Origin of the sequence: Fibrobacter intestinalis (assembly GCF_900167415.1) — a bacterium.
Taxonomy (GTDB): Bacteria; Fibrobacterota; Fibrobacteria; order Fibrobacterales; family Fibrobacteraceae; genus Hallerella; species Hallerella intestinalis.
The window spans coordinates 107,488-128,792 of record NZ_FUWU01000001.1 but is presented as its reverse complement, the minus strand read 5'-3'; the positions used below and the strand labels follow the sequence as shown (position 1 = coordinate 128,792).

At 39.5% G+C, this 21,305-nt stretch carries 22 protein-coding genes; 13 read left to right on the top strand and 9 right to left on the bottom strand.

Translation table 11 applies throughout. The annotated features are described in order from the left end of the window. Window positions 1–283 precede the first annotated feature (283 nt). From B5D40_RS00640 to B5D40_RS15140, 13 genes are all read left to right on the top strand, one after another. Window positions 284–1,279 (top strand): hypothetical protein, encoded by a 996-nt coding sequence (locus B5D40_RS00640; protein ID WP_078775321.1) that lies wholly within the window; start codon window positions 284–286, stop codon window positions 1,277–1,279. A gap of 349 nt (window positions 1,280–1,628) precedes the next feature. Continuing rightward, entirely contained in the window at window positions 1,629–1,979 is a 351-nt protein-coding gene (locus B5D40_RS00635) for a DUF4405 domain-containing protein (RefSeq protein ID WP_143394457.1), read from the top strand. A gap of 180 nt (window positions 1,980–2,159) precedes the next feature. Further along, entirely contained in the window at window positions 2,160–3,047 is an 888-nt protein-coding gene (locus B5D40_RS00630) for a Gfo/Idh/MocA family protein (RefSeq protein ID WP_078775319.1), read from the top strand. 200 nt (window positions 3,048–3,247) lie between these two features. After that, a complete protein-coding gene (locus B5D40_RS00625) occupies window positions 3,248–3,694 on the top strand; it encodes a GNAT family N-acetyltransferase (protein WP_078775318.1) in 447 nt (148 codons plus the stop codon). Then, window positions 3,694–5,229 (top strand): hypothetical protein, encoded by a 1,536-nt coding sequence (locus tag B5D40_RS00620; protein WP_095849569.1) that lies wholly within the window; start codon window positions 3,694–3,696, stop codon window positions 5,227–5,229. Before B5D40_RS00625 ends, B5D40_RS00620 begins: the two co-directional genes overlap by 1 nt. Before the next feature lie 49 nt (window positions 5,230–5,278). Continuing rightward, window positions 5,279–6,655 carry a nucleotide sugar dehydrogenase gene (locus B5D40_RS00615; RefSeq protein WP_078775317.1) on the top strand — a complete coding sequence of 459 codons (1,377 nt, stop codon included), beginning with the start codon at window positions 5,279–5,281 and terminating at the stop codon, window positions 6,653–6,655. A 24-nt stretch (window positions 6,656–6,679) separates the two neighbouring features. Continuing rightward, entirely contained in the window at window positions 6,680–7,402 is a 723-nt protein-coding gene (locus B5D40_RS00610) for a WecB/TagA/CpsF family glycosyltransferase (RefSeq protein ID WP_233134299.1), read from the top strand. 19 nt (window positions 7,403–7,421) lie between these two features. Continuing rightward, the gene (locus tag B5D40_RS00605) at window positions 7,422–8,717 is read left to right on the top strand and encodes a hypothetical protein (protein WP_143394456.1); all 1,296 of its coding nucleotides are present in this window, start codon (window positions 7,422–7,424) and stop codon (window positions 8,715–8,717) included. Further along, window positions 8,714–9,625 carry a glycosyltransferase family 2 protein gene (locus B5D40_RS00600; protein ID WP_233134298.1) on the top strand — a complete coding sequence of 304 codons (912 nt, stop codon included), beginning with the start codon at window positions 8,714–8,716 and terminating at the stop codon, window positions 9,623–9,625. Before B5D40_RS00605 ends, B5D40_RS00600 begins: the two co-directional genes overlap by 4 nt. Next, window positions 9,626–10,450 (top strand): glycosyltransferase family 32 protein, encoded by an 825-nt coding sequence (locus B5D40_RS00595; RefSeq protein ID WP_078775314.1) that lies wholly within the window; start codon window positions 9,626–9,628, stop codon window positions 10,448–10,450. Window positions 10,451–10,476: 26 nt separating this feature from the next. Then, window positions 10,477–11,673 carry a CDP-glycerol glycerophosphotransferase family protein gene (locus B5D40_RS00590; RefSeq protein ID WP_078775313.1) on the top strand — a complete coding sequence of 399 codons (1,197 nt, stop codon included), beginning with the start codon at window positions 10,477–10,479 and terminating at the stop codon, window positions 11,671–11,673. Continuing rightward, window positions 11,670–12,398, top strand: coding sequence for an IspD/TarI family cytidylyltransferase (locus B5D40_RS15145; protein WP_073301708.1), 729 nt, complete (start codon window positions 11,670–11,672; stop codon window positions 12,396–12,398). Before B5D40_RS00590 ends, B5D40_RS15145 begins: the two co-directional genes overlap by 4 nt. Before the next feature lie 9 nt (window positions 12,399–12,407). Next, window positions 12,408–13,475, top strand: coding sequence for an NAD-dependent epimerase/dehydratase family protein (locus tag B5D40_RS15140; RefSeq protein WP_095849568.1), 1,068 nt, complete (start codon window positions 12,408–12,410; stop codon window positions 13,473–13,475). On the opposite strand, the gene B5D40_RS00580 is transcribed toward B5D40_RS15140, so the two are convergent. The 9 genes from B5D40_RS00580 to B5D40_RS00540 form a co-directional block, all read right to left on the bottom strand. Continuing rightward, on the bottom strand, window positions 13,465–14,322 hold the full coding sequence (locus B5D40_RS00580) for a DUF4422 domain-containing protein (RefSeq protein WP_078775312.1): 858 nt from the start codon (window positions 14,320–14,322) through the stop codon (window positions 13,465–13,467). The genes B5D40_RS15140 and B5D40_RS00580 overlap by 11 nt on opposite strands. 11 nt (window positions 14,323–14,333) lie before the next feature. Then, a complete protein-coding gene (glf, locus tag B5D40_RS00575; protein ID WP_078775311.1) occupies window positions 14,334–15,464 on the bottom strand; it encodes a UDP-galactopyranose mutase in 1,131 nt (376 codons plus the stop codon). A gap of 21 nt (window positions 15,465–15,485) precedes the next feature. Then, complete coding sequence (locus B5D40_RS00570; protein ID WP_078775310.1) at window positions 15,486–16,496, bottom strand: acyltransferase; 1,011 nt, start codon at window positions 16,494–16,496, stop codon at window positions 15,486–15,488. Beyond that, window positions 16,496–17,446 carry a glycosyltransferase gene (locus B5D40_RS00565; protein ID WP_078775309.1) on the bottom strand — a complete coding sequence of 317 codons (951 nt, stop codon included), beginning with the start codon at window positions 17,444–17,446 and terminating at the stop codon, window positions 16,496–16,498. Before B5D40_RS00565 ends, B5D40_RS00570 begins: the two co-directional genes overlap by 1 nt. A gap of 65 nt (window positions 17,447–17,511) precedes the next feature. Then, window positions 17,512–18,426 carry a LicD family protein gene (locus tag B5D40_RS00560; protein WP_158222153.1) on the bottom strand — a complete coding sequence of 305 codons (915 nt, stop codon included), beginning with the start codon at window positions 18,424–18,426 and terminating at the stop codon, window positions 17,512–17,514. Then, entirely contained in the window at window positions 18,423–18,818 is a 396-nt protein-coding gene (gene tagD / locus B5D40_RS00555) for a glycerol-3-phosphate cytidylyltransferase (protein ID WP_078775307.1), read from the bottom strand. The genes B5D40_RS00560 and tagD overlap by 4 nt, the downstream gene beginning before the upstream one ends. After that, on the bottom strand, window positions 18,815–19,564 hold the full coding sequence (locus tag B5D40_RS00550; protein ID WP_073301722.1) for a LicD family protein: 750 nt from the start codon (window positions 19,562–19,564) through the stop codon (window positions 18,815–18,817). The genes tagD and B5D40_RS00550 overlap by 4 nt, the downstream gene beginning before the upstream one ends. Window position 19,565: 1 nt before the next feature. Next, window positions 19,566–20,012 carry an FAD synthase family protein gene (locus tag B5D40_RS00545; RefSeq protein ID WP_078775306.1) on the bottom strand — a complete coding sequence of 149 codons (447 nt, stop codon included), beginning with the start codon at window positions 20,010–20,012 and terminating at the stop codon, window positions 19,566–19,568. Continuing rightward, on the bottom strand, window positions 20,009–21,304 hold the full coding sequence (locus tag B5D40_RS00540; RefSeq protein ID WP_078775305.1) for an ATP-grasp domain-containing protein: 1,296 nt from the start codon (window positions 21,302–21,304) through the stop codon (window positions 20,009–20,011). Before B5D40_RS00540 ends, B5D40_RS00545 begins: the two co-directional genes overlap by 4 nt. Window position 21,305: the final 1 nt, after the last annotated feature.

The window sequence follows — 21,305 nt, the reverse complement described above, 5'->3', positions numbered from 1 at the left end:
AATCGTACATTTGAGTGGCTAGTTATCAGTGATTCGTTGTTAGTGGGTCTGGCGTCCTTCGATTAGTTCGAGAAACGGTTGTAGGCTCAGGGACCGCCGGTTAGTGCACCTCGGCAAGCTCGGTAACCGCTTGTCGAACTAGTCGAAGCATTTACCAAAGCCGTTTTGAGAGCAGCCCAAAAGCAAAAAGTATTTTTGAAAAATGTCAATTTGTCATCTTTTGTCAAATAGCAAATCTATTTTATTTCATGAACACTTCAATATTCAAACTATAGAGGCTTTTATGGATAAAATTCTCGTTTGCACAAAAAATAAAGAAACTACCGTTTGCTATGCGTTTACGTATAGTCCTTCAGGCACTTTGGATTACGACCAAAAAGTCGATGTCCCTGAAAATCTTTCGGAATATCAGAAATTTTCGGCCAGTCAGTATTTTAAACCTTCGGATTATGATTATCTTTCTCCGGAGCTTCAGCCTGAAATCCATATTTATCTGAGTAAAAATCGGCGAATTTCTGGCGATGTTTTCGCCTATTTGACGCATATCGGTATGGTGTTAGTGGCTGTAGAAAAGAAAGATTCTTTGTTGGTCGCGGAGCTTTTGAATAAACGGGAAAATATATTTGCCAAATTTAGTCAACTAACTTGTTTCTTGATTCGGTCGATTGCGCCTTTTGCTTTGTTCTCATGGATTTATGGCAGGTTTTCTGATGAAACGGGCTTTTTGACTATTTATGAAGACGCTTCGGATTGTATTGCCAAAAATACGACAGGAATTCTTTTTGCAGCGGCAAAAGATGCTTTGGAACCCGATCCGATCAAGGAAAGTCCCGAAGAAATGTTTATTCGTTACTTTCAGAAGGTCGGTCATGGAGATTTTACGCTGTCGAATGTAGGAGCTTCACATCATATATGGAAAAGCGATGATGGGAAAATCAATTCTTTTTTGAAACGGGTTATTGCTGATGATATTTTGCAAGGAACGTGTTGCGCTCGTCAGAAAAAAATGGAATTTTATGCAAATTTGAAAGTCTCTGTGCAAGCAGAACCTTATAATCCGTATGATTCGAATGCCATTGGCGTGGCGATTGAAAATGTTTTGGGTAAACTTTGTGGCAATGGTGGAATGTCAAAAGCGGGATATATTCGTCGAACAGCGGCAAAAATTTTGCGGCGTGCTTTTCCTGATAAGTATGCGTATGACTCAAAACTGGAAAGAATCTGGTCGGTGGAAAAAGGATATGCCCAAGAATCCGTCGTCCTTCGCGTTTATTTTTAGTGAAATCCTTTCTTTCAAAAGGTTTACCATTTCGCGAACCTTTTGAAGAGGCTTTTGTTCTGTATTTGCACGGAAGACCGATAAATTCTAGTACCGGCCATCGCTAAAAATTCATTTTTAAAAATCAGTTGCATGAGAGTGGTCAGTTCTTAGCGATTAGTGATTGGCGGCGAGAGCCCTTCGACAGGCTCAGGGGCCGGTTATCGAACTATGGTTAGAGAGCTTGTCGAAGCATTCATCAAAGCCATTTTAAGATACGGCCTACTGAAAAATATTCGCAATGCAATTTTGGAGAAAATCCTGAATTTGAAGATGTCACTTTTAACTGCTGATTCGCAAGGGTTCGAATATGTTTATATTTGGAATGGATTTTGAACTTTTGCTAAAGGAATTTGTCGTGAAAAGGTATTTGCGAATTGTCAATTTTTCGGCGGTTGTGGCTTTTGTGTTGATTTTACTTTCGGGATTGCAGATGGAAATTTCGGGCGGAGCCGATTTTTATGGGATTTCTTTTGCCAATTATATGATTTGGCATTGTATCATTGGAATTGTTTTTTGCGGTCTTGTCGGGTTTCATTTGTATTTAAATAGGAAGGCTTTTCAAATTTCTAAAAAGAAAGGAGCCATGAAATGGCTGATGAATACTTTTATCGTGTCGGCATTGACGCGTAATCGTCATTTTTGTTGTGCTGCGGCATAATATGCAGCATTCTTCATTGGGCGGTCTCCATGGGAAAATCGGATTTTTGTTTTTGATTTTTACATTTGTGCATATTATTCGGCATAAAAATTTTTTCCTAAAAAACGTGTTCGGGAACGAAAAATATAGAAGTTGAGTTTGCTGCCGAATTTTCTCGGCGGGATTGCTATATTGCCAAAGATGAAAACGTATCATGCCATTTTAATCGGAAATGGAACGATGGGGATGCGACATCGTTCCCGTTTTGAAAGTCGTGGCGTTCATTTTTTGCATACTTTGGATTTGGCGGATTTGCCGTCTTTTGATATTGCAGAAGATGTTTTTCGAAATGTTTTAGATCGAAATTCCATTGATTTTGTGGTTATTGCATCGCCGGCCTTTACGCACTATCGTTATGCGGCATTCTTTTTGAAAAATCGGATTTCTGTTTTTGTGGAAAAACCTTTAGCGTTGAATGCGGATGAAGCAGACACGCTTTTGGAATTGTCTTGCCGTTACAAGTGTTTGCTTTTTGTAGCGCACTCCGAATGTTATAATCCGATTTTTTTGCGCTTTCGTCATCGATTCCTTCGACATCTTCAAACAAATGATATTCAAAGCGTCCGATTGTCATTTCGTCGGGAACATCCGTATTCAAAGCGTTGTCGGGATGTTGGAGTCGCTCTCGATTTGCTGGTACACGATTTAAGCTTGTTCTTGACTTTATTTTCATTTGGCAACACGCAAATTCAGCATTTTGAATTTTCCGAGGATGCGGCAAAACTTTCGTTGATATGGAAAAAGGATTCTCTCCCTCGAATTGTTGCGGACTTTTGGGTCGATCGCGATAGTCAAGTTGATGTGCGGACGATTACTGTGCAAATGGAATCCGGCGAGAAAATAGAAACGCAAGAAGTAAGCCTTGCACAATACCTATCAAATGGCGAAATTTTGCATATACCCGATTCTTTGGATAATGAACAAAAATTCTTTTTAAAATTGCTTGGCGGTTCTTTTTCGACTTGGGCTTTAAAAGCTGCGCAAATCGCTCGGGATGTTGTTTTTCTTGCGACTTTGCCACGGAAATAAATGCAGACTCCTAAAAATTTATTTTCAAGAAATCGGTTGCTGAGCTTCTCGAAGCACTAATCGCTCTTTTTTACCAAAATAATCTTTAAAAGTCTCGCTCGGCAAAATGTTAAAAAACTCGTTCTTGTGGTTCTTTACTTGAAAAAAATTTTTGATTTTTACAAAGATATTTAGATTTGCTCTATAGAAAAGGACGTCAAATGATTTCTATCCGACAAATGCAAAAAAACGATGAATCTCAGATTGTAGCCTTGATGCAAAAGTTCTACGCATCTTCTGCCGTATGGTCCAATGGATCGGAAGAAATTTTCCGGGCGGATGTGCGGGAGTGCGTTGGCGATTCGCCGTATGCTCGTGGCTATGTTTTTGAATGCGATGGGAAAATGGCTGGATATGGAATGCTCGCTTTTGGGTTCTCGACAGAATTTGGCAAAAAATGCGTTTGGATAGAAGACATCTATGTGAAAGAAGAATTCCGGGGAATGAAGTTGGGGAGCCGCTTTTTGGATCTGGTGCAACGAGAGTTTCCTCAATTCTTGCATCGCCTTGAATTGGAGAAAGAAAATGCGGCGGCTTTGCACGTCTATCATCGCGCGGGATTTCGTGAATTGCCGTATATATCAATGTTTCGAAATGGGGACGTTTAATGCAAAAAAAATGGATTGAAAAACGATTTTTGAATTGTCTCGCGATATTGTCTTTTGTCGTTTGTGCAGCGGTTAGTGCTTTGGCTTCGCAAGGGACTTCTTTTTTTATCGGAGCAAAAATTTCTGGCGGATTTTTTGGTGCTCCTAAATCCAGCGTTTTTGCAACGGACACTGCCGACCGTTATGGTTTGAACTGGCGAGGGCTGCAAATTCCATTGGAACTCGCGCGGGTGTATGAACAGACGATAGATCCTTTTTTTGAAGCATTTGTCGGAGGTTCGTATCGGGATTTTTCCATGTATTTTTATTTGCCGCTTCGCAAAGATTTGGAAGCCTGGTATGAAGACGATCTTTCTTTGAATACGACTTTTTCGCCGAACAATGTGGACATCAATGTGCCGACAAAGGTTTATGCAAAATGGGAATACGGAGCGGGATTTGTACAAATCGGACGTTTTAAACCGGATTTGGGCCCTTCCCCCAACTCGCTGACTTTGGGCGGCGCGCCCTATCACGACGCGATTCTATGGGATTTTAAGGCTGGATTTTTTCGCTATGATTTTTTTCTGAGTTCACTGGACGCTCATTTGCATGGAACGCCGGATGTTCCCGGGGGCGAAGTGGACTCCACGACGGAAGTGTGGAAACAGGCGCATTTGCAAATCGACAACCAGAGGAAGAGGCAGTACACGGATCCGTATAAAACATTGGCGTACCATCGCTTTGGCGTGGACTTCAACTTCTTATGGTTCTTTTTTACGGAACAGTCTGTCATCGGGGGCAAGCAAATCGAATTTCGGACAATCAATCCGTTTATGTTTTGGCATGACAATTATGCGACCGGTTATACGAAGGCGAACGCCATGTTTGAATTCGGATTCCGCCCGATTCGCGGTTCGAGTTTCTATTATCAGTTCAATATCGATGATGTGAAAAGTCCGGTTGGAGAGACGGGGAAAAATTCCACGCGAGGGATTCTTAGCCACATGGTCGGGTATAATCAAAAACTGAAAACAAAACGGTTCGGCGACTTCGATTTTCGTTTGGATGCCGTTCTTACGGACCCTGCGGCGGGCAATGAGCGTTTGCCCCTTCTCAAATACACGAGCCGCCACATTTACCATTCCAATTATCGGGATCAGTCCAGCCCGAATTATGCCGATAAATTTATCGTGGATTATCCGTTGGGCTATCGTCGGGGGCCAGATGCAAAAGACCTCTGGTTTACCGTAGATTGGAAGTATAAACGCCACCTGCTTTCGTTGGAATTGGCTTGGCTTCGTCAGGGGGACAAGGAGTTGACCGTGGACTATGACGAAGCTTTGGCGTGTAGGCGAACGCTATCGGGAATTGTGGAACGGCAATATGTTGCCGATTTGTCGTATGGGATTTCGCTGGGCTTGGGCTTTTCGGCAAAATTGGGGGCAGGTGCCCGCAGGTACAAGAATTTGGACCATGTTCGTGGGGAAAACGGCGTGGATTTTTGGGGAGGAGCCAGTTTAAGTTGGGATTTCTCTTATAAAAAGGTGTTTTAAGTTACAGCCGTTGATTTGAAGAATTAAAAAAATTTAACTTTGATGCGTTATGCCTACTCATTTTCAAACCCATGTTTTGTGTATCGGCGCCGGATATGTCGGCGGTCCGACAATGACTGTAATTGCCGATAAATGCCCCGACGTTAAAGTGACGGTTGTGGACATCAATCAAAAGCGAATCGATGCTTGGAACAGTGAAAATCTTCCCATCTTTGAACCCGGCTTGGATGAAGTCGTCAAACGGACTCGTGGTCGGAATTTATTTTTCAGCACGGATATTCCGAATGCGGTGCGGGAAGCCGACATTATTTTTGTGAGCGTGAATACGCCGACAAAGACTTTTGGTCGGGGTGCAGGAAAAGCGAGTGATTTGCAGTATTGGGAAAAAACTGCACGGGAAATTTTGGACGTCGCTTCCAACGACAAGATTATCGTTGAAAAATCCACGCTGCCGGTACGAACGGCTGCCGCCATGGAACGCATTTTGAATTCCAATGACAAGGGACTTCATTTTGAAGTGCTTTCCAATCCGGAATTTTTGGCGGAAGGATCTGCCATTAAAGATTTGTTTGAACCGGATCGCGTACTCATCGGCAGCCACCAAACCAAGTCAGGCCTTGCAGCTCTTCAGAAAGTTGTCGATATTTATGCGCATTGGGTTCCGCGGGAACGCATTCTGACAACGAATCTTTGGAGTTCGGAACTGACGAAACTCACGGCGAACGCGTTCCTTGCCCAGCGGATCAGTTCCATCAACTCGATTAGCGCGCTTTGCGAAAAGACCGGAGCCGACGTGGACGAAGTCGCTTATGTGATGGGGAAGGATCACCGCATAGGAAGCAAATTCCTCAAAGCTTCGATCGGTTTTGGCGGAAGCTGTTTTAAGAAAGACATTCTGAATCTTGTCTATCTGTGTTCTTATTACGGTCTTCCGGAAGTTGCCGCCTATTGGGAAAGCGTTGTAAAAATCAACGAATGGCAAACGCATCGGGTTCTCGGCTGTATGCTCGAACGGATGTTCAATACGATTGCTGGCAAAAAAATTGCTGTATTCGGATTTGCGTTCAAGGCGAATACGGGAGACACTCGAGAGAGCCCTGCGAATCTGGTCGTGCGAGATTTGCTCGCCGAACATGCCTTACCGATTGTAACCGATCCTAAGGCAATTCCCGATGCCAAACGGGATTTGGCGGATGTCTTGGACAAAGTGGAATTTGAAGAGGACCCGTATAAAGCGGCTGAAGGCGCACACGCTGTTGTGGTTTGCACTGAATGGAAATGCTTTGCGGAACTCGACTGGAAGCGAATCTATAAAGGCATGGCAAAACCGGCTTTTGTTTATGACGGACGCAATATCTTGGATGCGGCTGCACTTCGCGATATTGGGTTTGATGTCGCCAATGTTGGAAAAGGTCTGGTGGATTAGATGAAGAAGGTTCATTTTCTCAATGTGTCCATAGATAACCTTACTATGGATGAGGCCTTGTTAGCTGCAGATGGGCTGATTCGCCAAGGGAAAATGTCTTTTATAACAACGCCAAATGTGGATCATCTTGTGATTCTTGAAAAAAATCGCGAATTACAAGAAGCCTATGCTCAAGCCGATCTCGTGTTGGCTGATGGGATGCCTCTTGTTTGGTTTTCCAGATTTTATGGTGCTCCGATTAAAGAAAAAATTTCAGGTTCGGATTTTTTGCCAAAACTTTGCGAACTAGCGGCTCAAAAAGGATATAGAATATTCTTTTTGGGCGGGGAAGATGGTGTCGCTCGGAAAGCGTCTCAAAATTTGAAAGTGATGTTTCCTGAATTGCAAATTGTTGGACACTATTCCCCGGAGATTGGTTTTGAGAATGATTTGCAGCAGATGGAAAACATTGATCAACGCTTGAAGGATGCTCGCCCAGATATTTTGGTTGTTGCGCTCGGCTGCCCAAAACAAGAACTTTTTATCGTAAAGAATAAAGATCGTTGGAAAATCCCGTTGAGCATAGGGGTTGGTGCCAGTTTGGATTTTTTGGCGGGAAAACAGAAACGAGCTCCACAGTGGATGTCAAATCATGGTTTGGAATGGCTGTTTCGTTTAAAGCAGGAACCGATACGGATGTTTAAAAGATATTTCCTGCGTGATTGGCGATTTTTAAAATTATTGTGGAAATACAGAAATCAACATTGACTTTTAAGGGGTTTGTCTTTTGGGAAAATTTTTAATTGGTGCTATTTCCCATTATTACTGGTTTCTTGTTGTAATAGCAGCGAGTTTGATGTTTGGATTTCGAGATACATCATCAGGGTTGATTGTTATAACTGTTTTAGCTTTTCTTTTTTGTTTTAATAAAATCCAGTTTAATTTTTTGGATGGCATTGTTATTATCTATGTTTTTTATTGCTTGATGACAGGATTACTAAATGCGTATCCGTTTCGATTATTTTATTTGGGTTTTCGAGCTGAAATAATTCCGATCTGTTTTTACTTTTTTGCGCGCAGCGAAGAATTTCAAAATGATGATTTTTTTTTCAATATCAGAAAACCGTTATTATTTGCCATGGCTTGCGGGATTTTGTTTTACTTTACAATGCCGTCCTTTTATCTGTCCTACAAGTCCAGCGTATTGTGGAATTCAATGAATATAGATACGATCAGTGCTTCTGGGCATCTGCTGTATGAAATATCCCGTCTTTCTTCTTTTTGGCCGCATTCTTATTTTATTGGGTATTCTTCCCTTTTTTTGTTAGTTCTTTGCTCTAAAAAAATTATTGTGGACGGAATTTCGTCTCATTTAGATGTAGCTTGTCTGTTGGTCAGTTTTTTTTGCTTGTTCTTTGCTCAACAGCGGGTGTCCATTGCTTTTGCGGTTTTGTATTTGATAGTTTTAACGATTTATGCGTCGATAAATAAATTGGAAAATCGGCGGATCTTATACCTTTTGTGGATGACGTCTATTGTTCTAGGAATTGCGATGGGGATTATTGCTGTTATTATCTTGGGCCCGGATTTTGTAGAGTATGTGTTGAATCGTTCTGTAAATTATGATGGCAATATGGTTGGGGATCGTTTTAAACTTTTTGAGGATTTTTTTTATCATCTTTCTTTATTTGGAAAAGGTTTGGGGCGTTATGGGCACGGTGCCTTTGCAGAAGGATTTCCCACTATTCCCGATTGTGATTATGTTCGGGTTCCTGCTGAACTTGGCTTTTTGGGGTTGGCTTTGCTGATGTTTATTTGTCTTAATTCTTTGCAAAAGGGTATTGCTCTGTTTAAGTATTGTCTTTTTGAAGTTGTTTGCATTTTGTTTGCGCTTGTTTCGATGCTTGGAGCGGCAACGTGGGAATTGGGAACTTTGCAGCCGTTTATGTATTGGTTTTGTTTGGGCCATATCCAAAGTAAATTTAATCGTCAAGACGAATTGGAAGAAGAATATGCGGAATATATCCGATTGCAGACGCAAGGCGAATGGGAAGAAGATGATGAGGAGGAAAGTCTGCAATGAACCGTATTCCAGTATCTATTATCATAGTCAGTTTTAACACAAAAGCTCTTTTACGGAATTGCCTGCAATCCATTTACGAGCAAACGCAAAATTTAGAATTTGAAGTAATTGTCTCTGATAACGGCTCTAAAGACGGTTCTGTTGAAATGGTGCGGAATGAATTTCCGCAAGTATATCTTGTGGAGAATAAAGAGAACTTGGGCTTTGGAAAAGGCAATAATCGAGGTCTTGACGTGGCAAAGGGGAAGTGCGTTTTTTACTTGAACAGCGATACACTGCTTTTGAATAACGCAGTTAAGATTTTTTTTGACTGTTGGACAAAACTTCCCAAAAATGTTGGTGCCATAGGTTGTAATTTGGTGGATGCTGATGGCAAGCCGACAGAATCTTACGGATCGTTTCCTCAATCAAAAAAAATGGTGAAAGCCATGTTTCGTCATATGATAGCGTTTTATGTAAAAAACGTGATGAAATTTTTTCACAAAGACATTAGCAAGCTACGTCCGGTTCCTGTTTACAAACAACGTTTTGGTGAAGTTGATTATGTGACAGGCGCGGATTTGTTTATGACCAATGATGAAAATGCTCGTTACGATGAAAGTTTTTTTCTGTATTTTGAAGAAACAGATATGCAATGGCGTTTACGTAAGAAAGGAAAAGTGAGTATGATTGTGGAGGGTCCCAAAATTCAACACCTAATTCGTGGTGGAGGCAAGCGGGTCGATGATGTTATTAGATATGGTTCTTTTTCGATTATCCAATCCGAAATATCTCGGGTGCGTTACGCTAAAAAAAATCTTTCCCCCATGGCGGCTTTTTTGTTAAAGATTATGATTAGTGTTCAATGGCTGTCTCCTTATATTTTCAAAAATACCCGAAAGTTCTATAAAGTATTGTGGGGTATTTAGATGTCTATTCCTAAGAAAATTCATTATCTTTGGATATCGGAAACCAAAACTCCTGCGGTGGAACGCTGTCTGGCTTCTTGGAAGAAGCACCTGAACGATTATGAAATTATGGAATGGAATTCGACGAATTTCCCATACAGTGAATTTCTTTTTGCTAAGGAAGCCTTCTCCAAAAAAAAGTGGGCTTTTGTAACAGATTACTTTAGGCTTTGGGTGCTTGAAAAATTTGGCGGTATTTATTTGGACGCCGATGTTACCGTTAATGATAATTTTGATAAGTTCCTCGAAAAAAAACTTTTTATCGGTACGGAGTTCACGGATCAAATTGCCGCTCACGTCATTGGAGCCGAAGCGGGTCACCCTTTTTTAAGGCGATGCTTGGAATACTATAAAGATAGGCACTTTATTTTGCCGGATGGATCTTGTGATACGAATGCAATGCCTTGCATTATCACCAAAGTGTTTATGAATAACTACAAGTATGATGGCCCGCTAGTTAACTTTGATGGTAAACCGTTGGAATTTTCAGATATGACGATTTATCCGGACTCCTATTTTACCATCAATGTTTTTGATGGTCATAACGTGTGCGTCCATAATGGTCTTGGTAGTTGGCGTGATTCCGGTTCAGAAAATCCAGTACTTGAAAACGTTGTGGGATCCTATTTTTGGAAGAAGTTTTGTCGGAAGGATATTGGAAACTTTCATCTTATAAAAAAGTTGGTGTATCTCATGATTCCGGTATGGATGCTCGTCTTGTTTTCTAAACGTAGTGCCCGTATAGGCCATAATAAACGTGTTGCGAAGATTCGTTGGGACCGGTGAACTTTGTTTTTCTTAGATTTGAAATTATGAAGTTTTCTAAAATGCTGGAGTGGCGAAAATTTTCGTTGCCCTTTGTTTGTGTCGTATTTTATCTTTTAAGGCTGCATCCATTCCGCACTAAACGGGTGTGGCTTTTTGCTTGCTGGATTGGCAAAAAGTATGATGATAACTCCAAGTTCCTTTTTGAACATGTCTGTAAAAATCATCCCGAAATTCGTTGCATCTGGATTACCCGAAATATTGAGGTGGTGGACCAGGTAAGAGCCCTTGGGTATGAATGTTATACTTCGACTTCCTTAAAGGGAATTTTTTGGATGTTAAGGGGTGGAGTTGCCATCATGACCAACGGCATTGATGACTTTAGCCCAATTCCGCTGATTGGTGGCGCGAAAATCATTGCCCTTTGGCATGGTGTAGGCGGTTTCAAAAAAATTTATAATGAAAATTATTTGGGATGTTCCCTTGTTATTAAGAAGCTTGTGGATGGGTTCTATAGCTGGGTTCATCGAGATTTCTCTTTGGCCACATCTGAATATACGGCTCAAAGAACGATGGAACAGTTTAATGTAAAGCGAAGTTCCATTATGATTACTGGGCAACCTCGAAATGATTTATTTCATATTGGTGTGAACCAGAAAGAAGTTCTTAAAGGGGTGTTGGATAAATCGTTCAAGAAGGTCGTTCTTTATATGCCGACCTATCGGGTGAATCCCCAAAACGGTCAGGATGTAGTGAAAAAAATTTTAGAAGATTTGACCGTTGATGAAACTTTTCTGAATTACTTGAAGCAAAATGGGGTTTTGTTTCTTGTAAAGCTTCATCCTTTGACGAAGTTTAAAATGGATACAGCCATTCTAAATTTAAAAATTCTTGGAGATAAGGATGTATTGTCGGTTCAGCATTTGTTGATGGCTGCTGATTGCTTGGTTACGGATTATTCGAGCTGTTGCGTTGATTATGCTTTGTTAAAACGCCCTATTGTATTTTTTGTCCCTGATGAAGAAAAGTATCTTTCCTATTCATCGTTAAATGATGCCTATTCGAAAGTTGTGCAGGAAAAGGCTCGGAATGTGGAGGAACTTGTAGCGTTATTATTGACAGGGAATATTTCTCAGGCAAATTTGTTGAATGAAATTTTTGAAGATCCTTCTATTGCAGGAACTTGCTATAGCGAAAATACTTATCAAAAAATCTGCGAAAAATGCAAGGTGGTTATCGGATGAAAAATGTCGCTCTTATTTTTGCCGGCGGAACCGGCACTAGAATGAATAACTCCGCTCGTCCAAAACAGTTCTTGGAATTGGATGGACGCGCCGTTATTATCCATACATTGGGACATTTTGAAAAACATCCCGGAATTGAATCCATCTGTGTCGTTTGCTTGGAATCCTGGATTTCCTATTTGAAAAGCCTTCTGGCAAGATTTTCTATTTCAAAGGTTCGCTGGGTTGTACCCGGTGGATCTACAGGTCAGGAATCCATATACAATGGTTTGAAGGCTATTCACGATGAAGTTCAGTTTCCAGACGAATATTCAATTTTGATTCACGATGGCGTCCGTCCTCTTATTTCGGAAAAAGTCATTACGGATAATATTGATTGTGTTGAACAATTTGGCTCTGCTATTACGGTTGCTCCCGCTATTGAAACCGTAATAACGTCGAATGAGAATTTTGAGGTTCAGAGCATCTATAACAGAAATTGCTGTCATTTGGCTAGGGCTCCCCAAAGTTTTTGGATGAAGAATATTTGGAACGCCCATGAAAGGGCTCGTGCAGAAGGTGTTGTGAATATGATTGATTCCGCATGTCTTATGAAACATTACGGCTATTCTCTTCACATGGTGGATGGCCCTGCGGAAAATATCAAGATTACTACGCCCATGGACTTTTTCCTGTTCAAGGCGATTTACGAAGTGAAACTCAATTCTCAAGTATTTGGAATTTAGGCTTTTGGTATGCCGGAATCCTTTGATACATTACTTCAGGAAGATTTGGAATTTATTGCCAGTTCCAAAATGGTTCCTTGGGATTTATTTCGGAATAAGTCCATTCTGGTAACGGGCGCTACAGGCCTTATAGGCTCCCAGATTGTAAAATCCTTGGCGTGGCGAAACCGTCTTTATGGAACGAACATAAAAATTTATGCAATGGTCCGTAACTTGCAGAAAGCTCGTACTATTTTTAACGGCTTTGAATCAAGAGAAAATTTTCAATTGATTTGTGGAGATGTTAATAGTAATTACGAATTTCCAGAAAATTTGAATTATATCATCCATACTGCCAGCGTTACCAGCTCCAAGGACTTTGTTACCAAACCTGTGGAAACAATCCGTACTGCAATTATGGGGACGAATCGAATTTTAGAAAAATCTTCCACAATGAATTTGGATGGATTTCTTTATCTGTCCTCTTTGGAAGTGTATGGCACTCCTGAAAAAGGCATCGTAGATATTTCTGAAACTTATAGCGGCTATATAGATTTCCTTCAGGTTCGAAGCAGCTATTCTGAAGGCAAACGTATGGTAGAATGCCTTTGCTGTTCCTACGCTTCGGAATATAATGTTCCTGTAAAGATCGCTCGCTTAACTCAAACTTTTGGTACCGGCGTTGCGTACGATGATGGACGTGTTTTTGCGCAGTTTGCACGAAGTGCCATTGAAAGCAAAGACATTGTTCTAAAGACGAAGGGAGAAACCTTGCGTAACTATTGCTATGTGGCCGATGCCGTAATTGCCTTGTTGCTGATTCTTGCAAAGGGAGAAATAGGTGAAGCCTACAATGTTGCAAACGAAGATACCGCTATTAGTATTGCTGACATGGCGGAATTTGTCTGTAAAAATTTTTCTGATGGCAAAAGTCATGTAGTTTTTGATATTGCTGATGACGCTACAAAACTTGGCTATAATCCGTGTATGAAAATATGCTTGAATACGACAAAGCTTAAAGCCTTGGGCTGGAGTGCAAATTTTGGTTTGTATGATATGTTTGGCAGAATGATTGAAAGTATGAAAATCAAAAAATAGCTTTTCTTGGTTTAATTAGCCAAAAAGCGAAGTCGTTGATCCAACAACGAAATTTAAATTTTAGGTAACTATAGTGGCTAAAAATGTCTGCTGAATTAGAAAACCAAATGATAGGCTTTTCTATAATCGGTTTATGATACGCCTCAATCCATACATTTAAAAGTCGTTCTGCGAGATAACCGTAAATTCGTTTTTGAACCGGATTATAATGTTCTATGTCTGTTTGGGCTTCTACTTTTTGAAGGATGTCAAAAAGCCAAGTGCTATAGTCGTTAAATTCTTTCCAATTCATTAAAAACATATTGTAATGCCGCAAAGAATGGCTTTGATACATGATTTTAAAATAAGCGTCTTTTATTTCTTGGGGTTGAGAAGTTTTTAAAATGGATTCTAAAACTCGCAAATCATCGCTAACGTGATTAAAGCAGTATTCATCAACAAGAAATCTCCAATGAGGGTATGGCTTTGCCGTAACGACAAAACCTTTTTGTATTTTTTCTATGATGTCTTGAGGGATTGAAAGATTGATTTTGTCAAAATTTTCCGAAGAAACAATGGTTTGAGGAAAACTCTTCCTACATTGATTGTGAAAATCAAAATATCGACGATAGTGACAGAGACCAATAATATCAACGTTTTTGAGATTTTTCCAGGCCCAATACATTCCGGTCAATTCGCAATAACTTGGGTTTTTGTGACTGATGTTGTCTCCTTCGTTGTCTGCTTGAATGCATAGTTCTTGATTCGAAAGAGCTTTACCTACATGTATGGGCAAATATGGTTCTTGAGAGGCTTTAATGTCTGCTTTATGGCAACAGACTAGGATTTTTATATTTGTACTCGTCATATTGAATAAATTTAAATATTTTGCAAATTCATTACTTGATCAATAATTGGAGCCATATCATAATACTTGTATTCTGCAAGCCTGCCTCCAAAAATGACATTTTCTTCTTTTTTCGCTAATGTTCGATATTCTTCCGCCAGTTTATTGTTGTATCCATCATTAACAGGATAATATGGCTCCATTTCTCCATCATTTTTGTACTCTAAGGAATATTCTTCAGAAATTATAGTTTTGGGGATGTCATAAATGGTTTGCCCAAACATTTCAAAATGCTTGTGCTCAATAATTCGAGTAAACGGTTTGTCATGAGATGTATAATTTACTACGGCATTTCCTTGGAAATTCGGAACATTTTCTATACGACATTTTAATTTAATTGAACGCCAATTAAGTCTTCCTAATTTGTATGCAAAATATTCATCTAGCGGACCTGTATAAACGAGTTTTTCTGCCAAATTTTTCCAATTGTCTTTATAGCTGTCAAAAAAATTCACGCTTGTTTGACATTCTATGCCAGATAACAAACCTGTTATTAATTTGTTGTATCCTCCGATAGGAATCCCTTGGTAGTTATCGTTGAAATAATTATTATCAAATGTAAAACGAAGCGGTAATCGCTTGATAATGAACGCCGGTAAATTTTTGCAATTTCTTCCCCATTGTTTTTCTGTATATTCTTTAATGAGCTTTTCAAAAATATCTTTACCAACGAGTAAGAGTGCTTGTTCTTCTAAATTTTTTGGACTACGATTACCGATAAATTTAAGAGCTTCCGCTTTTTGCGCTTCTATTTTGGCAAAAGCTTCTGCAGGGGTTTGTACTCCCCACATTTGATAAAATGTATTCATATTAAATGGCAAATTATAAAGTTTATTCTTATAATTTGCAATCGGTGAATTTGTGTAGCGGTTAAATTTGACAAAGGAATTGACAAAATCCCAAACTTGCTTGTTGGATGTGTGAAAAATATGGGCACCATATTTGTGCACATTGATTCCTTCCATATTTTCGCAGTAGATATTTCCGCCTAAATGCGGACGTTTATCAATTACTAGGCATTTTTTACCTAATTTCGTAGCTCGGTAAGCGAAAGTTGCACCAAAAAGTCCTGAACCTACAATAAGATAATTCCATTTTTTCATAAAGACAGAGCTGATTCTCCTTTAAGGGATGATTCGTTTTAGCAAGGGAATTTTTTTGCCGAAATAAATAAAGAAAGCACAAGAACCGTAAACAAGAGGTATTCCTAAGATGCGATAAGAAATAGAAGATTTTTCAAAAGGAAGTAAAGTTAAAACAACTCCATGGATTAAATAAATGCCAAAACTAAGCGAAGATAATTGTTTGATCTTTTCTGCTAATTGAGGATGTTTGTCTAAATGAGGATTTAATCTTTTAAATGTTAAAAAGAAAAATATCGCGGGGATCACGGCATAAAATCCGAAGTAGCTGAACCACAATGTATCTCGATGCTCAAGGGATAAAATACCTAAATAGCGGATTATAAAAACACATAAAGTAATAATTCCAAGCCAAAGTAGGTTTGTCCATCTTTTTTCAAGATTGGTTTTATTTAGAACAAATCCTAGAATGGCATAAATACAATATCCGCTAATAGGCGTTGCTTTTGTAATATTAAAGTCGCCGAATAAATTGATTAGGGGGACGCATGATTGAAAGAAGAAAACGAAAATGCACAGCCAAGCAAGAGCGTTTAATGATGAATGATTGACGATTTTTTCTAGAAAGGGAAGAAATAAATAGAAAAGAAATAACGGGATGAAAAACCAGTAGTTTGAAAACGGAATTTGCCCTGTTGACATCGTAGAAAAGAAATGATGTAGGTCTAAATAAAACGCCCCCGTGTCGTGGAAATTTTTATAGAGAAATAGAATGTAAAGAATGATACTGAAAATAAGATAGGGAAAAAAAGTCCGCCGAATCCTTTTTTTATAGAAATCTTTTGTGGTATATCGTTCTTTAAAAGAAAAGAGCGTTGCTCCAGAAAGCATAAAGAATATGGGGACTGCGGCAAAAAAGACAACTTCAAAAATAATTGCTTGATGCCAAGCACTGTTGTGGGCAAATGAATGTGAATAGGCGTTGCAATGTAATGCGATTACACTGATGCAGGCGAATATGTTTAATAAATTAAAGTAGTGGATGCGTGGCATTATGAATGAACGATTTTTCGTAATTTTTTTAGAAAAGAGAGGCAAAATTCTTTAGGAGAGTAGTACAAGGATTGAATGGCGTAAGATATTTTTTGAGGAAAATTCTCATATTTTAGTGCGCATATTAGCGAGCGGCTGATCGCCGCATTGACTATGTTTTTTTCTATTAATGGAAAATTTTCTTTTATTGCTTTGAAATGGGCGGGATATTTGCGCAAACGCTGTATTTTCTGCGAGTCGTCCCATGTGACGCCTTTGGGTTGAATACGATATACGCTCATTTGTTCATTGATGCAGCGGACTTTCCCCAAATGAGCGCACTTTTCAACTAAAAAAATATCTCCATTTAAAATGTTTTTGGAATTTTTGATGGCATACGTTAAAGCCTCTCGTCGGTATAGCATAGAGGCTGTAGGAACTGTCCATTTTTTAAACAATTCGGTTGCAGAATAGTCCTGATTTTTCATAACAGGATAAACCGAATTTATTAAACGAGTTTCTAATTCGTTTTTTATGGCGGCATCATGGAAAATCATAGAGTAATCTGAATTGCTTTCTAAAAAATCTACTTGACGCTGCAATTTATTCGGGTCAGTCCAATAATCGTCTCCTTCACACATGGCGATATATTTTCCCGTCAGGTGAGCGTTGATGATTCGTGTAAAGGAGCCGTCCTGTTTGGAGTACTGATTTTCCGTTTCATAGATAGGCTTGATGATTTTTGGATACCGCTTCTCGTATTCCCGAATAATTGATGCTGTCTTGTCCGTCGAAGCGTCTTCGTGTACAATAACTTCAAATGGAAAATTCGTTTCTTGGATCAGGAATCCTTCAAGGCATTCGGCGATGTATTTTTCATGATTGAATGCCGTGCAACGGACAGAGACCAATGGGCAATCAAAATGGTTTGGCCAATTTCTGATAATATCTTCTTCTGTTCTGTCGAGCATAAGGCGTTAACGTTCTCTTTCTAAAAATGGATTCGGTATTGTCCTAAATAATAGTTTTTTTGTATTTACTCTATGTCTTGAGGTTGGAAATCCAAGTAAGATTTGTCTGGGTCAAAAAGATAATGAGGATGTGCTTGCCGCTCTTCTAAAGGCGGAAATTTCATATAGTCGCCGTAGTTCATTGTCAGAATTTCTTTATAGCCTACAGGTCCCGAAAACTTAAAACCGTCGATTTCAAATGGTATCGTTTTTGAAAACCATTCAGCGTTCCATCTTTTAGTTCGTAGTGGCGAAAGAGTACAAACAAGATTGCAAATGTATTCCATGGGTTTGGCGTTTTGCAAAGTCGCCAAGAGGTGAATTTCCTCTAGCGTTTTTTCGGGATCTTTATTTTGTCTTTTGTAGTCTTTTGACAAAAGCAGATCTCTTCCGGAAAGATTGGGGTTGGACATTTTCATGAATGTTCCGTTGTCAATATTGAGAGCGTTTATTTTTTCGTAGCGTTCGGAAGATTCATTTTGAAGTAAATTGTCCAATGGGAAAATATCGAGAAAAATACCGTGATTCATTTTTTGAAATCTTAGCTTTTTAGAAATCGCGGTCGTATTGGAGTTTCTCAAGCGCGAATAGGACATAAAACATTCCGGATCCGTTTTGTGGTTCTGCAAAAAAATCGGAGCAGGAAATTCGTCTTTTAAAAGGAGAAGTTTTTCGTAGTCGTCTCGGAACATTCCGACATCGACATCGTCATCCCAAGGGATAAATCCATGGTGACGCACGGCCCCTAGAAGCGTTCCGAAGAGCAAGAAATATTTCAGATGATGTTTGCGGCAGACTTTGTCCAGGGTAAGGAGCATTTCTAATTCGATTGCCCAGATTTTTTTTGTTTTTGACGAAATTTTAAAATCATTTCGAGTTTCTTCTTTAAAATAATCGTCTGAAAATAATCCATCTTGGATAAGGCGTTCTGCTTCTGTCATGTATTTTTCTCCAGATCTTTTTTGATTTGCGTTGTACTGATCTCTGGAGTGCGTCCCAGATAGACGACCTCGCATTGTTCTTTTAAAAAATCAAATTTGCCATTCCAATCATCACCCATTACAAAGGTGTCAATGTGGTATTCTTTGACGTCTGTTTTTTTTTGCTCCCAGTTCTCTTCGGGGATGACTAAATCCACATAGCGAATCGCTTCTAGAAGCTGTTTGCGTTTTTCATAACAGAAATAACATTTTTTCTGCTTTTGGTTCCAATTGAATTCATCTGTAGATAGAGCTACGATTAGATAATCGCCAAGGGCTTTCGCTCTACGGAGAAGATTGATGTGCCCGTAATGAAGTAAATCGAATGTTCCATAAGTGATAATCCGTTTCATTCGTTCTCCTTAAATATTACCTGGCTGTAATGCGGGTGCCGTTCGCTTTCTGGTGGCAGTTTTCTGTAGTCGCCGTATCGCATTGCCAGAATGTTGTCTGCATTTTGGGGTCCGAAAAATGTGGTGTCTTCAAACTTGTATTTTTTGAGCGGAAAAACATCTTCGGGATATTGTTTGCCAATGTCGAAAGGATAGGCGAGAATTTCTTTGGTAGAATTGGTCTTGTCTTTTTCGAAGCACTCTTCAAACTTTTTTTGCCGTGTTATAAATTCTTCGTCTGAAATAAGACCTAACTTTTTTCGACGTTTAATGTAATTCATTGCTTCGTTGAAACGAAAGTCGGCAAAATCCTTTCCATGCATTTTTTTGATTCTGAATAAATCTACGCAGAGCCCGTGATGTAAATACGATTTGTCTTGAGGATAGAGGTCGTATTGGCAATCGCTTTGGGTGTCTTTTATGCGGGCCCATCCATGAAAAAAATGCGCTTCTGTCTTTTCATTTTCTAGGAACATATTTTGCGAGATGTTTTTTTGAAGAACCTCCATAGCTTTTTCATAGGAGTCGTCGAAAAGGAAAAAATCAAAATCGTCGTCCCATGGAATGAATCCTTTGTGACGTACAGCTCCGAGAAGCGTACCGAATGCTATTTGATAAGGAATATCGTGGTCTTCAAGAATACTGGCGATTTCTTTTGCCATTTTAAGAAGTCTTTCTTGAACGCGTTTAATGTCAAAAGAAATCATATTAAACCTCTTCCATTTTTTTCTGTCCTAATAATTTATTTTTTATTTGTGTCGTCGAAATGCCTTTTGTGTAAGGGAGATACTCAATGCTCACTCCCAACTTGGCAAATTGTTCTTCTGTTTTTTGATAACGAGGACTTCCCTTCCAATCATCCCCTGAAAACAAACAGTCGAAAGGATGCTTTTTTAATAGAAGTAATTTGTTTTCTATTTCTTCAATGGTTACGGGGACGACTTTGTCGACAACTTTTAACGCCGAAAGAAGACGAATCCGATCCTGTTCATTATAAACGGGCTGCTTGTGCTTTATTTTTGTCACATACTCGTCGCAACAAACGGCAACAATTAAATAATCGCACATGGCTTTGCAGCTTTCTAATAAATTTAAATGACCCACATGAAATAAATCAAAAACGCCAACGGTAATTCCTGTTTTATACATCATCATAGTATCTCCACCATATCCATACTAAATACCGGGATGTGGAATTTTTCTGCAATAGCTTTGCGCTCGGCAAAAGAATCGTCAATAAAAATGGCTTCCATATTGTCTATAAAATCTACTTTTTTTTGATCGGGTCTTATGTGCAGGATTCGGTCAAAGATTGGACGAATCCGAAGGTTATCCAACAAATCGTCTAGAGGACCTAATTTTTCGTCGTCGTGCTTAGAAAGCAGAGTTATCCGAATACCTGCGTTGATGCAGCGAAAAAGGAAAGCCATCAACGTATCGTTTACATAAGCTGTTTCTAGGTAAATGCAGTCGTCGAAATCTACAAAGACTTCGCTGTATTTTAAATCTATTTGATAACTATTGCCCAAAGCTCTATCGAGTTCAACAGCGTAATTGTTGCGAAGAACAGATACCGGGATGTCAAAGGCGTCAAATAATGACATCATGGCAAAATTGACTCCTTGCGCACGGAACAGTGAAGAAGATCCGCCGAAACGGCTGGCAACTTCTAGTAAGGCGAGCTTCCCGTTTGAGTCCCGTTTGACTTGGAAAAACCAGGCTCCGCGGAATTTTATTTGCGCATTAATTTTTTTTGCAAACGCTTGAAATTCCGAATCATCTTTTTCCGCTTTTGTGTTTACGCTGATGCCGTTCATGATACGGCCACGTTTTCTTGGAGCAGCAAAAAGAAGATTTCCGGATTTGTCGGAAAAGCAATCTACGGTAAATTCATCGCCGGGCAAAAATTCCAGCAAAATACAAGAAGGATATTGGGCAAGGTGTGTTTCCATTTCGAGAACGGAACAGATTTTTTTTGCTCCGCGACTGCCGTAACCGATATCAGGTTTTGCAAAAATGGGAAATACGTCGGGCGATTCTCGGAGTTTTTCTGTGGAATAAATTTCTGGAACTCGAACGAAAGATTTTAGAACTCGATAGGTTTTTGTTTTGGAAAGACAAATTTGCGTTGTTTCCGAATTAGAAGAAATCACTTTGCATCCGAGGCTTTTTTCATTTTTTTTCAAGATTTCGATAACGGCGTCCATCGCTGGGTAAATGGCATCGATGTGTTTTTCTTTGACAATCTTTTTGATGGCGTTAATAAAATTCTTGTCTGTGATGAATGGGATATTTCCTATGTAGTTTTCAAATACGAATTTCCCGTGATCATCGACTGAACTGGCTCCGATCAAATTAAAATGCGCTGAATTCTTAACGCTGCGATAGATTTCAAGAGCGATTTCTGAACCGCAAGGAAATACGAGGATGTTTTTTTTGTGTGCCATG